The 15,212-nt window shown below is 50.6% G+C and carries 13 protein-coding genes; 12 read left to right on the top strand and 1 reads right to left on the bottom strand.

Going from position 1 to position 15,212, the window contains the following annotated elements:
- The first annotated feature begins 4 nt into the window (after positions 1-4).
- From glpK to ACULM0_RS02235, 8 genes are all read left to right on the top strand, one after another.
- Entirely contained in the window at positions 5-1,501 is a 1,497-nt protein-coding gene (glpK, locus tag ACULM0_RS02270; protein ID WP_463678840.1) for a glycerol kinase GlpK, read from the top strand.
- 174 nt (positions 1,502-1,675) lie between these two features.
- Entirely contained in the window at positions 1,676-3,124 is a 1,449-nt protein-coding gene (locus ACULM0_RS02265) for an FAD-dependent oxidoreductase (RefSeq protein WP_463678839.1), read from the top strand.
- Positions 3,125-4,372, top strand: coding sequence for an NAD(P)/FAD-dependent oxidoreductase (locus ACULM0_RS02260; RefSeq protein ID WP_463678838.1), 1,248 nt, complete (start codon positions 3,125-3,127; stop codon positions 4,370-4,372). It abuts the gene before it with no gap.
- On the top strand, positions 4,372-4,737 hold the full coding sequence (locus ACULM0_RS02255; protein WP_463678837.1) for a DUF1667 domain-containing protein: 366 nt from the start codon (positions 4,372-4,374) through the stop codon (positions 4,735-4,737). The genes ACULM0_RS02260 and ACULM0_RS02255 overlap by 1 nt, the downstream gene beginning before the upstream one ends.
- Positions 4,738-4,752: 15 nt before the next feature.
- The gene (locus ACULM0_RS02250) at positions 4,753-6,135 is read left to right on the top strand and encodes a sigma-54 interaction domain-containing protein (protein ID WP_463678836.1); all 1,383 of its coding nucleotides are present in this window, start codon (positions 4,753-4,755) and stop codon (positions 6,133-6,135) included.
- A 256-nt stretch (positions 6,136-6,391) separates the two neighbouring features.
- A complete protein-coding gene (locus tag ACULM0_RS02245; RefSeq protein ID WP_463678835.1) occupies positions 6,392-7,267 on the top strand; it encodes a YitT family protein in 876 nt (291 codons plus the stop codon).
- 86 nt (positions 7,268-7,353) lie between these two features.
- On the top strand, positions 7,354-8,298 hold the full coding sequence (locus ACULM0_RS02240; protein WP_463678834.1) for a helix-turn-helix transcriptional regulator: 945 nt from the start codon (positions 7,354-7,356) through the stop codon (positions 8,296-8,298).
- Between the two features lie 103 nt (positions 8,299-8,401).
- Entirely contained in the window at positions 8,402-9,007 is a 606-nt protein-coding gene (locus tag ACULM0_RS02235) for an acetate uptake transporter (protein WP_463678833.1), read from the top strand.
- Between the two features lie 34 nt (positions 9,008-9,041).
- On the opposite strand, the gene ACULM0_RS02230 is transcribed toward ACULM0_RS02235, so the two are convergent.
- Complete coding sequence (locus ACULM0_RS02230; RefSeq protein ID WP_463678832.1) at positions 9,042-9,320, bottom strand: DUF503 domain-containing protein; 279 nt, start codon at positions 9,318-9,320, stop codon at positions 9,042-9,044.
- Between the two features lie 157 nt (positions 9,321-9,477).
- Here ACULM0_RS02230 and glgB point away from each other — a divergent pair, with 157 nt between their 5' ends.
- Genes glgB through glgA form a run of 4 tightly spaced genes read left to right on the top strand, consistent with a single transcriptional unit; the run spans position 9,478 to position 15,204 of the window.
- Entirely contained in the window at positions 9,478-11,475 is a 1,998-nt protein-coding gene (gene glgB / locus ACULM0_RS02225; protein WP_463678831.1) for a 1,4-alpha-glucan branching protein GlgB, read from the top strand.
- The gene (locus tag ACULM0_RS02220; protein ID WP_463678830.1) at positions 11,472-12,614 is read left to right on the top strand and encodes a glucose-1-phosphate adenylyltransferase; all 1,143 of its coding nucleotides are present in this window, start codon (positions 11,472-11,474) and stop codon (positions 12,612-12,614) included. Before glgB ends, ACULM0_RS02220 begins: the two co-directional genes overlap by 4 nt.
- Before the next feature lie 14 nt (positions 12,615-12,628).
- Complete coding sequence (gene glgD, locus ACULM0_RS02215; RefSeq protein WP_463678829.1) at positions 12,629-13,747, top strand: glucose-1-phosphate adenylyltransferase subunit GlgD; 1,119 nt, start codon at positions 12,629-12,631, stop codon at positions 13,745-13,747.
- Positions 13,748-13,773: 26 nt separating this feature from the next.
- Positions 13,774-15,204 (top strand): glycogen synthase GlgA, encoded by a 1,431-nt coding sequence (gene glgA / locus ACULM0_RS02210; RefSeq protein ID WP_463678828.1) that lies wholly within the window; start codon positions 13,774-13,776, stop codon positions 15,202-15,204.
- Positions 15,205-15,212: the final 8 nt, after the last annotated feature.

Below are 15,212 nucleotides of genomic sequence, written 5' to 3'. Positions count from 1 at the left end.
ACAAATGGAAAAGAAGTATATCTTAGCACTCGACCAAGGGACCACATCATCTAGAGCAATTATTTTCACTAAAGATGGACAGATCGTGAAAACAGCCCAGCAGGAGTTCACCCAGTTTTACCCCAAGGCAGGTTGGGTCGAGCACGATGCAATGGAAATTTGGGGAACCCAGTCAGGTGTGGCCCGCCAAGTACTCGAGATGGCCGATATCCGCCCGCAGGAGATCGCCGCGATCGGAATCACCAACCAGCGAGAGACCACAGTGGTTTGGGATAAGAACACGGGCAAACCCGTTTACAACGCCATCGTTTGGCAGTGCCGCCGTACGGCCGATATCTGCGACGATCTGAAAGAGCGTGGTCTGGAAGAATACATCAAGAAGAACACGGGTCTCGTGGTGGATGCTTATTTCAGTGGCACCAAGGTCAAGTGGATCCTGGACAACGTGGAAGGCGCCCGTGAAAAGGCTGAAAAGGGAGATTTGCTCTTCGGAAATATCGACACTTGGTTGATCTACAATCTGACGCGTGGCAAAGTGCACGTGACGGACTACTCGAACGCTTCGAGAACGATGCTCTTCAACATCAAAGAGCTGAAGTGGGATGAGAAGATCCTCGGTGAACTCGGAATTCCCGCCGCCATGCTCCCGGAGGTAAAGCCGTCTTCAGCCGTCTACGGACACACGGATGAGCAGACCTTCGGCGGGGCTATGATCCCGATCGCGGGTATCGCAGGTGATCAGCAGGCCGCACTCTTCGGACAGGCTTGTTTCGAACCAGGAATGGCGAAGAACACTTACGGCACGGGCTGTTTCATGTTGATGAACACGGGCGAAAAAATGGTCACTTCTGACCACGGCTTGCTCACGACGATTGCCTGGGGTCTCGATGGTAAGGTGGAATACGCACTCGAGGGCTCAATCTTTATCGCAGGCGCAGCTGTTCAGTGGCTCCGAGACGAACTCAAGATGGTTTCCGATGCATCCGACACAGAGTACTTCGCTTCAAAAGTAGAGGATACAAACGGTGTCTACGTTGTGCCCGCTTTCGCTGGTCTGGGCGCTCCTTACTGGGATATGTACGCGCGCGGTACGATCGTTGGTCTGACCCGCGGTGCGAATCGCAACCACATCATTCGCGCGACACTCGAGTCCATGGCTTACCAAACACGCGACGTACTCGAGGCTATGCAGAATGACTCGGGTATCGATCTCGAAACGCTCAAGGTAGACGGCGGTGCCGTTGCTAACAATTTCCTAATGCAGTTCCAGTCGGATATCTTGGGTGTTCCGGTCTATCGCCCCATGGTAACCGAAACGACGGCTCTCGGAGCGGCTTTCCTCGCGGGACTCGCTGTGGGCTTCTGGAAGTCCACAGATGAGATCAAGCAAATGTGGGCAATCGACCGCACCTTCGATGCATCGATGTCCGATGACGATCGCCATGCAAAATACGCCGGTTGGCAGAAGGCTGTCGCATGTTCAAAAGGATGGGAAAAGTAAGCCAACGGTAACTTTCACCTAAAAATTTGGCTTGCAAATGTTTTCCCAGCTTGATATAATGAAACAAATTTAATAACTAGCACATGAGATGAGAGAGCTGTGCAGATTCGACCTAATGAGTTTAGGTCGGGTTTGTGCAGCTCTTTTTCTATTACCAAGAGGAGGTTAAGAGGGATGTACGATGTGGCTGTAATTGGTGCCGGGATCTCCGGTGCATCGGTGGCCAGGGAACTCGCGAGATATGATCTGAAGATTGTGATCCTCGAGAAGACCAACGATGTATCCAACGGTACGACGAAGGCGAACAGCGCGATTATTCACGCTGGATATGACGCTCCCTACGGATCAAAGAAAGCGCGTTACAACGTCATAGGGAACCAAATGTACGGCGAGATCTGCGAAGAACTCTCCGTTCCCTTCGAAAGAATCGGTTCTTTAGTCGTGGCATACGATGAGGAGGATTGTGAAGAGCTAGAACGCCTTTATGAGAATGGTAAGAAGCTCGAGATCGAAGGACTCGAGATCATCGGTCGTGAGCGTGTGAAAACACTAGAGCCTAATCTCTCAGACGAAGTGGTGGCTGCACTTTACGCACCAACGGCTGGCATCGTCGAGTCTTGGGAAATGGCCATCGCGTATGCGGAAAATGCCATCGACAACGGTGTGGAGCTCAAGTTGAATTACGCTGTCGAGACCATTGAAAAGTCAGTTAACGGATTTGTGATCAATGCTGGTTCTGATCATGTCGTCGAGGCGAAAGTAGTCGTTAATGCAGCGGGAGTCTACGCTGCGGATGTGTATGCCCTCGTCACCGAGAGTGATTTTACCATCACACCGAGACGAGGCGAGTACTATCTGCTCGACAAGACAGCCCACGGAATCGTTAACCACGTGATTTTCCAGACACCCACGAAAAAAGGAAAGGGTGTCCTAATGGCACCGACGGTCGATCATAACGTGATCATAGGACCTAACGCTGAAGATCTCGACCAAGATCAAAAGGGAGCGGTCAACACTACGGTGGATGGCTTGGCCTTTGTTCTTGAATCGGCTAAGCGGATTTCTGAGCATATTCCCTTTGGGAAGACAATCACGACTTTCGCTGGGCTAAGGGCAGAGCCGAGTTGCAATGATTTTGTCATTGGAGAGTCCGATCGGGTGCCGGGATTTTTCAATATCGCAGGAATCAAGTCACCGGGGCTTTCGGCGGCACCGGCCGTAGCGGTCGACTTGGCCGAAGAGATCGCAGGTATCCTCGGCGACGTGACACCCAACCAGGGTTTCGATCCCATTCGCCGTCCGCGCGTGAGGTTTCACGAGGCGTCAGAAGAAGTGAAACAGTCGTTAATCGGCGAGAATCCCCAGTATGCAAATGTGATCTGTCGCTGCGAAACGATCACAGAAGCTGAAATTGTCGATGCGATCCATCGCTCGGCTGGTGGGCGCACGCTCAATGGCATCAAGCGTAGGTGCCGACCGGGTGCAGGGCGCTGTCAGGGTGGCTTCTGCGGTCCGCGTGTGCTGGAGATCTTGGCCAGAGAGTTAGAAGTGACGCCAGAAGAGATCATGCAGGAGAATGCAGGATCCTACATTCTGACAGGCGAAACGAAGGAGACGATATAGATGGTTTACGATTTGATCGTCATCGGCGGAGGTCCCGCGGGACTCGCGGCTGCGACTGAGGCGAAGAAAAATGGTGTGGAGAAGATTGTGGTCCTTGAACGCGACCGGGAACTAGGTGGAATCCTCCAGCAGTGTATCCACAATGGATTTGGACTTCATGAGTTCAAGGAAGAGCTCACAGGACCTGAATACGCAGAACGGTTTATCGATCAATTGACCGAGATGGAGATTGAGTACAAACTGAACACAATGGTACTGGAGATATCACCGGAAAAAGTGGTCACGACTATTAACAAGGAGGAAGGCCTTAAAACGCTTCAGACGAAAGCCGTGATCCTGGCTATGGGTTGCCGGGAGAGAACCCGTGGTGCCATCCGTGTGCCCGGGATGCGACCTGCAGGGATCTTTTCTGCTGGAACGGCGCAGCGTTACCTCAATATGGAGGGCTACATGGTCGGTAAGAAAGTACTGATCGTAGGTTCTGGAGATATCGGTCTGATCATGGCGCGGAGGATGGTGCTCGAAGGGGCGCAGGTGGAAGCGGTCGTGGAGATCATGCCCTTTTCCGGAGGCCTCAATCGGAACATCGTCCAGTGTCTGGATGACTACGGCATCCCGCTCTATCTCAGCCATTCAGTGACCGATATCCGCGGCAAGGATCGCGTGGAGGGTGCCACCGTGGCCAAGGTGGATGGCAACTTCCGCCCGATCCCTGGATCAGAGATGGATTTTGATGTGGATACGATTCTATTTTCCGTCGGTCTGATTCCAGAGAATGAGCTCAGTCTGACGGCTGGGATCACCTTGGATCCAACGACCAATGGTCCCATCGTCAACGAGTCGATGGAAACCAGCGTGGAAGGAGTCTTTGCCTGCGGAAACGTTTTACACGTCCACGATCTGGTGGACTACGTTTCCGAAGAGAGCAAGAAAGCCGGGACCATGGCCGCCCGTTACATCCGCGGTGAGTTCGAAGCATCCGACCATATCATTGGAACGGAAGCGGGATTTGGCGTGGGTTACGTGGTGCCGCACCAGCTCCGGTTGGAAAACCTCAAGGGGGATACGACCCTTTACCTCCGCGTGCGTCAGATTTTCGAGCGCAAAGAAGTGCAGATTAAGTCGGGCGAACGCGTCATCAAGTCCTTCAAAAAGCGTTTCATGGCACCAGGTGAGATGGAACAGTTAAAGATCAAAACGGAACTGCTCCAGGATGTGGACGGTCCCTTGACAGTGGAGGTGGTTTGATGGCTTTCGAACGAGAGATGACCTGTATCGTATGTCCGATCGGTTGTCGCATGACGATTACCGAAGTCGACGGTGAGCTCCAAGTACAGGGCAACCAGTGCCCGCGGGGTGAGAAGTATGCCGTGGAAGAGGTGAAAAACCCAACCCGGATTGTACCGACCACCGTCAGGATCCAGGATGGGGTTCTCCCGAGGTTACCCGTCAAAACGGCCGATCCTATACCAAAGGATAAGATTTTTGAGGTGATGGCTGATGTGAACCGAGTGACGGTAAAAGCACCCATTAGTGTGGGCGATGTCATTATAGAGAATGTTGCAGGCACCGGCGTATCTATCGTTGCCACGAGAAGTATGGCGGCCAAGTAAGGGGAGGAAGTGTGTATGAGTCAGACCGCATGGTTGAGAAAAATCGTAGATAATGATCACGATGATGACCGTCTGTTCAAAGCAGCCTACGAGGCCTTGCCCCAAGGTGTGATCCTCGTGGACGAAAACGGTCGCATTCGTTATGTGAATCCAGCATACAAGCGACTCTTTGGTACAACAGATGGCGAGGTGATCGGCAGAAAGTTCCATCACACAGCTTACGATGATCTCTTGCTCCGTGCGATTAAACAGCGGAGAAAATTCGATGGTTACCTGAAGGGGCTTCAACCGAACAAACGGCTTAAGGTTTCTGCCCATCCGTTGTTTGATGACGAGGACTTCCTAGGTACCGTCGGCTATTATGAGGAGGATCAGAAATACGAGCAAGGAGTGCAACAGATCCCCTCCGCTGTCCATGAACTGGAAAACCCTTTCCCCGAGATGATCGGGGAGCACCCCCGTTTGCTGAGAGAGCTGAACAAAGCCCACAAGGCAGCCACCCTTGATGTGAGCATGTTGATCATGGGCGAGAGTGGTACGGGAAAAGAAGTTTTGGCGCGCGCCATCCATCGGGCATCGCACCGCTCGAGCGGGCCTTTTGTGGCCCTCAACTGCGGAGCAATTCCGGAGAATCTCATGGAGTCCACGCTTTTCGGACATCTGAAAGGTGCTTTTACCGGCGCGCATCAAGACCAGAGGGGCAAGTTCGAAGCGGCTCATCGTGGGACGCTGTTCCTCGATGAGATCGGCGAGCTTCCTTTGCATCTCCAGGTCAAACTGCTACGGGTCTTACAGGACAAAGTGTACACACCGGTCGGTGGTCACGAGGAACGCACCGCTGACGTAAAAATTATTGCGGCTACGAACAAGCGGTTACAAGCGGCCGTCGAAGAGGGTAACTTCAGAGAGGATCTCTTCTACAGACTCAATATCATTCCCGTTGAACTCCCCCCCTTGAGAGAAAGACGAGAAGATTTGGCTCTGTTGATCCCCCATTTCACCAGGAAAATCACCGGAGAAATGGGCATTGATTCTGGTTACCAGTTTGAAGAACTCGCCTACCGTGTGCTTCAAGCCTACGATTGGCCGGGCAATGTGAGAGAACTCGAGAACCTTTTGAGACGTATGGTGATCCTGTCCAATGGAACGACCCTGACTCTGCACGATATCCCCCCTTCGATCACAAAGGAGTATGAAGCCTACCCCCAGTATCATATGACCAGCGGCTTGATCAACCTGACTTCTTCGGGTGATCTCGCCTCCTTCGCGACATACGAACGCGCGATATTCAAGAAAGCCTATGAACTGCACGGAAGTTTCAATGCAGCTGGGAAGGCCTTAGGTGTGACCCATAGCACCGTAGCCAACAAGATACGCAAATTCCATGAGAAGATGTAAACTGGCGCCCGATGGGCGCCATTTTCGTTTGTGGACTTTGCACAAAAGCGCTGTGCACTTTTGGCACACTGCTCCTGTGAAGAGCAAAAGAAAGCGACTTCATACCGAGGGTGTTCAATCGATTTGTACTCCTGTAACAAATCGGTAGAAATGAAGACCCACCGCCCTGATTTTTCAGTGGAAAACCCCTTGTTTTCAAGAGCCCATGGTCTATAATGGTGGCGAAGAGTTCTTGAAAGGAGCCGGTAGAAAAAAAATGATACAAATCAAAGAAAAGGATGATCCGCTGGGTCATCATTTCGTTAAGTACTCACAAATCACACTAGCGGCTTTTCTCACCGCCATTGCAGTCAACGTCTTTTTGATCCCCAACGGCTTATTGGCCGGCGGAGTGAGCGGAATTGCCATGATGATCCATTATCTGACCGGCCTCCCGACGGGTGTGTTGCTTTTCACGCTCAATCTACCCCTGTTTATCCTCGGGCGCAAGTTTGTCGATCGCAAGTTCGCCATCAACAGTTTCATCACGCTGACCCTGGTGACATTGATGATCGATACGACAAAAGGTCTCGCTGGCATGAATCCACTCGATGATCTGATCATAGAGGCGCTCTTCGGTGGTATACTCAACGGCATCAGTATGGGGCTGATCTTCAACAACCACGCATCGCAGGGCGGTATGGATATCGTGGCGGCGATCATCAAGAAAAAATGGAATCTACCGGTCAGCAGCCTACTCATGGGAATGAACGCTGTGATTATCAGTCTGTCCAGCCTGATCTTCGGCTTCAATGCAGCAGCGTACACCTTGGTGGCATTATTTGTCACCTACCAGACGCTGGCCCGTGTGCAAAAGGGATTTAACTCAGGAAAAACAGCCATGATCATCTCGGATCACACCGAGGCCATCGGCGATGAGATTATGAGTGAGCTCAAGAGAGGAGTTACCTTCATCGAAGGTCAGGGCGCTTATACCAAACAGGGTCGTCGTATCCTCTATTGCACACTCACGAATATGCAAATCGGCAAACTGCACGAAATCATCGACCGTATTGATCCAGAGGCTTTCATCACCCTGGTGGATCTGGACAATGTACGCGGCGGTGGGTTTAAGAAGAAGGAGTTCAGCTGAATCGAGTTGATTCAGCTTTTTTTATTTTCTGCAGGACTTTCGATCGGCGGCATCGAATCTATGGGTCATGGAAGGATGTGTATTTGATGTCAAAATTGTCGAATTTGCTCCGTATGATCCAGTTGCTCCGGGTACGCGGGCAGTGGCACATATCGGATCTAGCAGAAAAGCTTGAAGTGTCAGAGCGTCAGATCAGACAGTACAAACAGGACCTTCAGGAGGCCGGGGTTTTCATCGCATCCCAACGTGGTCCCGACGGTGGCTATACCCTAGCTGGCGAAACATTGCTCCCACCCTTGGCCCTCACACGAGAAGAGCGCAGAGCGGCAGAACATCTCAAGAGCGTGATCCAGGGGGATCGGAGCTTTCTCTACCGCGACGAAGCACTGATAGCTCTCGACAAACTCACAGGAGGACGAGGAGGAGAGAGCATGGCCCTCTTTGGCGTGGAGAAGGTCAGTGTCGAGCATGAGAAGGAGCAGCGCTATTATCAGAAGATCGAGGAGGCGATTGTGGCTAGACAGAAGCTCAACATGACCTACTACGCGCTCTCCAAAGATGAAGCCCTCCGGCGCATCATTCACCCCTACCATCTGTTGAAAAGTGAGGGCGCTTATTATGTGGTCGGGTACTGTGAGTTGAGGGAAGAGCTCAGAATCTTTAAGCTGATCAGGATCAAGAACCTCTATCTCTCGGCGGAATCCTTTACAAGAGATCCTACCCTCGACCTCAATTCTTTCCTCAGTCAAAACCTTGGGGTGATGCACGAAGAAAAACTCCACCTGGTCATCGAGGCGACTTTTCCCGTTTCCAAATTACTGAGCGAGACCGTGTTCACTCCCGACCAAAAGATCACGCCACTGGAGGGTGAGCGTATCCGCTATGAAGGGACTTTCGACAGTGAAACGGAGATCAAGAGCTGGCTGCTCAGTTTGGGAGCCGGTGTGAAAGTAATTGAGCCCGAATCCCTTGTCATGACCATCTGTAGAGAACTGCAGAGCATGCTTTACCACAATACGGCGTCGAATTAAAGAAATTTGAATTATCCTGGGGTTTTTTGCTTCCTGTCTATTGACAGATTCCGCACCTCCTGATATCGTTATAAAGTTGACAAGAATTTTTTGGGAGGTAATTATGGAAACTACAAAAGTAAAGATCGAAACGGCGGATCCATCGGCCCTAGGGCTCTTCGGACTGGCGATGGTCACACTGGTGGCTTCAACAGGTAAACTCGGTTGGACCAGCGGTACGAGCCTGATTATTCCATGGGCGATTTTTCTAGGAGCTTTCGCACAGTTGTTCGCGTGTATCAACGATGCGAAGAAGGGAAATCATTTCGGGGCGACAGCCTTCGGTGGATACGCATTTTTCTGGTTCTCGGTCGCCGCTACCTGGATGATCCAAAATGGCGTATTCGGTGAAACGATGGCAGCTACAGCCGACCCCAGACAGTTGGGTTTTGCATTCTTAGGGTATTTTATCTTTTCCTTTTTCATGACGATTGGTGCTATGGAGACCAATAAGGTTCTCTTCATCATCTTTGTCCTGATCGATTTCCTTTTCATCGGCTTGACATTGTCCACTTTCCAAATTGCCGTAGGCTTGATGCACGAAATGGCCGCGATCTCGGAGTTTCTGATCGCCATGGTCGGATTCTACGGTGCAGCAGCTAACATTTTGAACAATCATTTCGAACGGGAGTTCCTCAAAGTAGGAAAGCCCTTCGGAATTTTCAAGTAGATGTAAAACGCCCCCTCTAGAAGGGGGCGTTTTATTATTCTGTGGGTTCAAACCGGATCATCTCGACGCGGTGATAGCTATCGATTAAATCGCGGAGGCTTTGCAATTGTTGGTCGAGATGACGCTGATCGGCGGCCACCAGCGCACAGTAGAGCTTCGTGTGGTCGTAAGGAAGCTCTGGCGCTTCTTCCATAACGGAAAAATTCAGGCGGTTGCGAATCCTCTCGGTCAGCGGGCGGATGATGGCACGACGATCCTTGATTGAAAAAACGTGGTAGAGCCGCAACTCGATTTCGATGATTTCATAGACCATGGGGTCACCTCCTCTACAAGCATGCATACCCCGTTCAGAACCTTTTGCACACCTTTTTAAACCCTTCACTGCAAAACGTCCGGCCTGTCGTGCGAGCAAGTTTGTAGGGGATGACAAAAATGTGAAAAGGTTATCTCCACATGAACTGTGTTAAAATATGTTAACATCTACTATAATGGGTGTAGGGACAACTAGACGCTTATTCGAGGACGATCAGGGTATCTTAAGGAAGAGGGGTGATGCGACTATGTATGAGATGCGAAGCATAGATCCAGGTACATTTGATACATACTTATTCCATCAAGGAACCAACTACCGAAGTTATCATTTCTTCGGTGCTCATTTTATGACGCACGACCGAAGAAAAGGGGTGCGATTCGCGGTTTGGGCCCCTAACGCACGCGTGGTGAGGGTCGTGGGTGACTTCAACGAGTGGAACGGGAAATTTCATGCCTTGGAACGACTGGAATCGACGGGTGTTTGGGTTGGGTTTATCCAAGGTTTGGGAAAAGGGGAAGTTTACAAATACGAGATTTTTACTGAAGAAGGCGAACGCTTACTGAAAGCGGACCCCTTCGCATTCTATTCCGAAACAAGGCCGAACACGGGGTCTCGACTGTATTCATTGAACGGATACCGTTGGTCAGATAAACGGTGGTTAAATCGAAGGGCAAAGACACCGCCGTACAAGGAACCCATGAGTATTTACGAGATGAACCTGATGAGCTGGCAACAAGATGAAGAGGGTGTAGCCCTGGGTTACCAGGAAATCGCCGAGCGGTTGGTTCCCTACCTAGAAGAGATGCACTACACCCATGTGGAGCTTATGCCGATCATGGAGCATCCCTTCGATGGCAGCTGGGGTTACCAAGTGACCGGTTATTTTGCTGCGACCAGTCGCTTCGGTGAACCGAAGGACTTTATGGACTTCGTCAACACCTTGCACAAGGCGGGTATCGGTGTGATCATCGATTGGGTTCCCTGCCATTTTTGCAAGGATGCTCACGGTTTGATCCGTTTCGACGGCTCCACACTGTACGAGCATTTTGATCCGAGGCATGCTGAGAATGTGAACTGGGGGACGCTGAACTTCGATTACGGGAAGCCGGAGGTCCAATCCTTTCTTATTTCCGCGGCCATGTTCTGGTTCGAGATGTTCCATATCGATGGCCTCCGGGTGGATGCTGTGGCCTATATGCTCTATCATGGCGAAGACGAGCGGGGCGAGAAAATCAAGAACGAAAAGGGTGGCTACGAGAATTTTCAAGCAGTGGCTTTCGTGAAGAAAATGAACCAGGTGATCTTCGAACAGTATCCGGACATCCTGATGATCGCAGAGGAATCGACGGATTGGCCGAAGGTCTCACATCCTGTGCACGAGGGTGGATTGGGCTTTAATTTCAAATGGAACATGGGCTGGATGAACGATATCCTATCCTACATGGAACTCGATCCCATCCATCGCAGATATCATCACGGTAAGCTGACCTTTAGCACGATGTACATGTACGCCGAGAATTATATTCTCCCGCTTTCACACGACGAGGTGGTACACGGGAAGAAATCCCTACTGGACAAAATGCCCGGTGACTACTGGAGAAAATTCGCGAACTTGAGGGTGCTGTATCTTTATCTCATGGGGCATCCGGGAAAGAAGCTACTGTTCATGGGTGGAGAGTTTGGTCAGTTTATCGAGTGGAACGAATGGAAGCCTCTCGACTGGTTCTTGTTGGACTACGAAGCACACCAAGAGATGCATGCCTTTGTAAAAGAACTCAATGCACTCTATCTTGAAGAAAAAGCCTTCAGTGAGAACGACTACAATCATTTCGGCTTCAAATGGTTGGAGGCAGATGACAAAGACCGGTCCGTGCTGGTGTTCCAACGTGCCGATGAAGCTGGAGAAAAAGTGATTGGCGTGTTGAATTTCACACCGGAGGTATATGAAGACTATTTTTTCGGTGTGGATGAGTCGGGTGTCTATGAAGTGTTATTGAATAGCGATGAGAAGCGGTACGGGGGTTCCGGACTAGACCAACCGGATCAACTGGTCACTGAAGAAAAGGCCCATAAGGAGTTTTCGCATCGCTTGACCATCACGGTACCGCCGCTCGGGGGCGTTTACCTTAAGAAGAAAAGGAGGAAGAGTCAATGAGTTACGCAAAGAAAGAGATTATCTCGCTACTGCTGGCAGGGGGGCAGGGATCCAGACTCAAGTCACTGACCAAAAAGCTGGCGAAGCCGGCGGTTCCCTTCGGCGGAAAGTACAGGATCATCGACTTTCCCCTATCGAACTGTGCCAATTCCGGCATTGACACCGTGGGAATCCTCACACAGTACCAGCCACTGGTGTTGAATACACACATTGGCATCGGAGCCCCTTGGGATCTCGATCGGAAGAACGGTGGCGTGCGGGTACTACCGCCGTACACGAGCGCAGAGGGCGCCCGATGGTACGTGGGGACCGCGAATGCCATTTACGAGAACATTACTTATGTGGATTACTACGACCCCGAGTATGTCCTGGTACTATCGGGTGATCACATCTACAAGATGGACTACATGAAAATGCTCGACTATCACAAGGAAAAGAACGCGGACGTGACCGTTGGGGTCATCCACGTGCCTTGGGAGGACACTTATCGATTCGGCATCCTCAATACCAATGATGATTTGTCGATCTATGAGTTTGACGAGAAACCGGAGCAGGCCAAGAACAACCTGGCCTCCATGGGGATCTATATTTTCAACTGGAAAGAGCTCAGAAAACACCTGATTCTCGATCATCTGGACGAAGAGTCCAACAATGACTTCGGAAAGAATATCATTCCTCGGATGCTGGATGAGAACGTCAAGATGTTCGCGTATCCCTTTGAGGGGTATTGGAAGGATGTCGGCACGGTCTACAGCCTTTGGGAAGCCAATATGGATCTCCTGAGAAACGACAACGAACTGAATCTGTACGATAAGTCCTGGAAAATCTATTCCCGGAACCCCAACTATCCACCGCAGTACATCGCAAAAGAGGCCAGGGTCTTCAGTTCTCAGATCAACGAGGGTTGTGTGATCAAGGGATTGGTCCGCAATTCAATCCTCTTCCACGGCGTGAAAGTGGATGAAGGTGCTGAGGTGTATGATTCGGTGATCATGCCTGGTGTACACGTCAAGAAAGATGCTGTGATCAACCGCTCGATCGTCATGTCAAACCAAGAGATCGGTGAGGGGGAAGCGATCGGTTCTGCCGATGGTGAGATCCTGCTCTACGGTGAAGAAGACTTAGGCTTATTCGAATAGGGAGGGACCGATCGATGAAAGATTTTTTAGGTATTATTAATCTCAGTGAGAATGAAGATAGGATTCGCGAACTGACGCTCAACCGACCGCTAGCGGCCATTCCCATTGCGGGGCGTTACCGGCTGATCGACTTTACACTTTCTAACATGGTGAACGCAGGTATCGGTACGGTGGGCATTTTCACTCGCAATAAGTTCCGATCCCTGATGGATCACGTGGGTTCTGGCCGTCCGTGGGATCTGGACCGCAAAATCGGCGGTTTATTCATCTTGAATCCCATGTACGATTACACCTCTCTGATCAAGCGCTTTGGCGATATCGAACACTTTAAGAACAGTATCGAGTTTATCAAGGCGTCAAGGCAGGAGTATGTAATGATCACGAGGAGCTATATGCTGTGTAACATCGACCTCCGTCCTGCTTTTGACTTTCACAAAAAGTCGGGCGCCGACGTCACGATTCTTTATAAGCCGATTAAGGGTGAGGATATCGATCGCTATACAGGGTGTGATATGTTGAAGCTAGAAGGCGAAGAGGTCATCGGGATAGGCCAAAACACTGGACGGCAGGAAGAGTCGAATATTTCGATGGAAATGTATCTGATGAGAAAAGATCTTTTGATCGATATCATCGAGAAGACCATTGAGGACGGCGATGCTGATTATCTCAAGCAGGCCATCTTCAACCGGATGAAAACCTTGACGGTGAAAGGGTATCCTTTCACGGGATATCTCTCGGTGGTCAATAGTACGGAAAATTACTACCAGACGAGCATGGAACTGTTTGATACGGATATTTACGATGAGCTCTTCACTAAGAACGGCCTCATTTACACCAAGATCAAGGATGAACCCTCTGCGTCTTACACGGAAGATGCTGAGGTGAACAATGCGATTATCGCCAACGGTTGTATCATCGACGGAAAAGTGGAGAATTCGATTATCTTCCGAAGTGTGCATGTGCAGAAGGGTGTGCATATCAAGGACAGCATCATCATGCAGGGTTCGCAGATTGGCGAAGGAGCTGTGCTCGAGAACGTGATTCTCGATAAGAATGTGATCGTGAGCGCCAACAAGAATTTAAGCGGAGCCAAGCAAAACCCGTATGTCATCAAGAAAGGTGCCACAGTTTAGGTGGAATAGGGGGTAGAAAGAAACTTATGAAAGTCTTATTCGCGGCCGCGGAAGCGGCCCCTTTTATGAAAACAGGTGGGCTCGCCGACGTAGCCCATGCATTACCGAAAGCGCTCAATGCAAAGGGTGAGGATGTGCGTGTGGTCATGCCACTATACGGGTTGATCCACGACGTTTACAAAGAACAAATGGAGCTTGTCGGCGAAACGTCCGTTCGGTTGAACTGGCGCGATCAGTACGTTGGTGTCTACTCACTGGTGCACGATGGGACCGTCTTTTATTTTATCGACAACGAGTATTATTTTAAGCGCGATAGTCTTTACGGTCATTACGATGATGGGGAGCGCTTCAGCTACTTTGCTAAAGCCATCTTGGCCTTACCGGCGCTCTTAGATTTCAAGCCCGATTTGATCCATGCCAACGATTGGCACACGGGAGCCGTCCCGCTACTGCTCCATGATTACAAGAAGACGGATCCTTCTTTCCGAGGGATCAGGACACTCTATACCATCCACAACCTGAAGTACCAGGGGATCTTCGACCACAGCGTCCTGACGGATCTCCTCGACCTGAATATGAGTTATTTCCATGAAGATGGTGTGGCCTTCCACGGCCATATCAATTTCATGAAGGCAGGGATCGTCTACGCCGATCACGTGAGCACCGTTTCGGAGACCTACGCCCACGAGATCCAGTTCCCCTTCTTTGGTGAGGGACTCGATGGCTTGCTCAGGCACCACGCGCACAAACTGTCGGGAATCGTCAATGGCATCGACTACGATATTTACTATCCGTTCAGAGATGAGCATCTCTATGTGAATTACGATGCCCGTTGTGTGAAGCGAAAAAATGAGAACAAGACCTTCCTTCAAGATCGTCTGCGCCTTCCCGTCAATCCAGACGTGCCCATGATCGCCATGGTGACACGACTGGCGGATATGAAGGGGCTGGATCTGATCCGTCACATTCTAGACGAGCTCCTGCAGCTCGATGTACAGTTTGTGCTCCTGGGAACGGGGGAGAAGGAGTACGAGAACTATTTCAGGGAGTACGAGAGTTATTTCCCCGACAAGCTTTCGGCCAATATTTACTTTGACAATGACCTGGCCCATAAAATCTATGCGGCCTCCGATCTGTTCCTCATGCCCTCCCTTTACGAGCCGTGTGGGCTTGGTCAGTTGATCGCACTGCGCTATGGGTCGATCCCGGTGGTGCGCGAAACAGGAGGATTGAAGGATACGGTGATTCCTTACAATGCCTTCACCGGTGAAGGCAATGGATTTGGCTTTAAAAATTACAACGCGCATGAACTCCTGTTTAAGATTAAAGATGCACTGGCACTTTATGAAGATCAGAAGTCCTGGAATCGCTTTGTGCGCCAGGCGATGCGGTTTGACTACAGTTGGGAACAGAGTGGCGGTCAATATCTGACCCTCTACCGTTCCATCATCAATTAGAAAGAGGA

The organism is Halotolerantifilum yawarlongkerapense, assembly GCF_054506745.1.
Note: the sequence above shows the minus strand (reverse complement) of the source record. Positions and strands in the feature narration are given on the sequence as shown.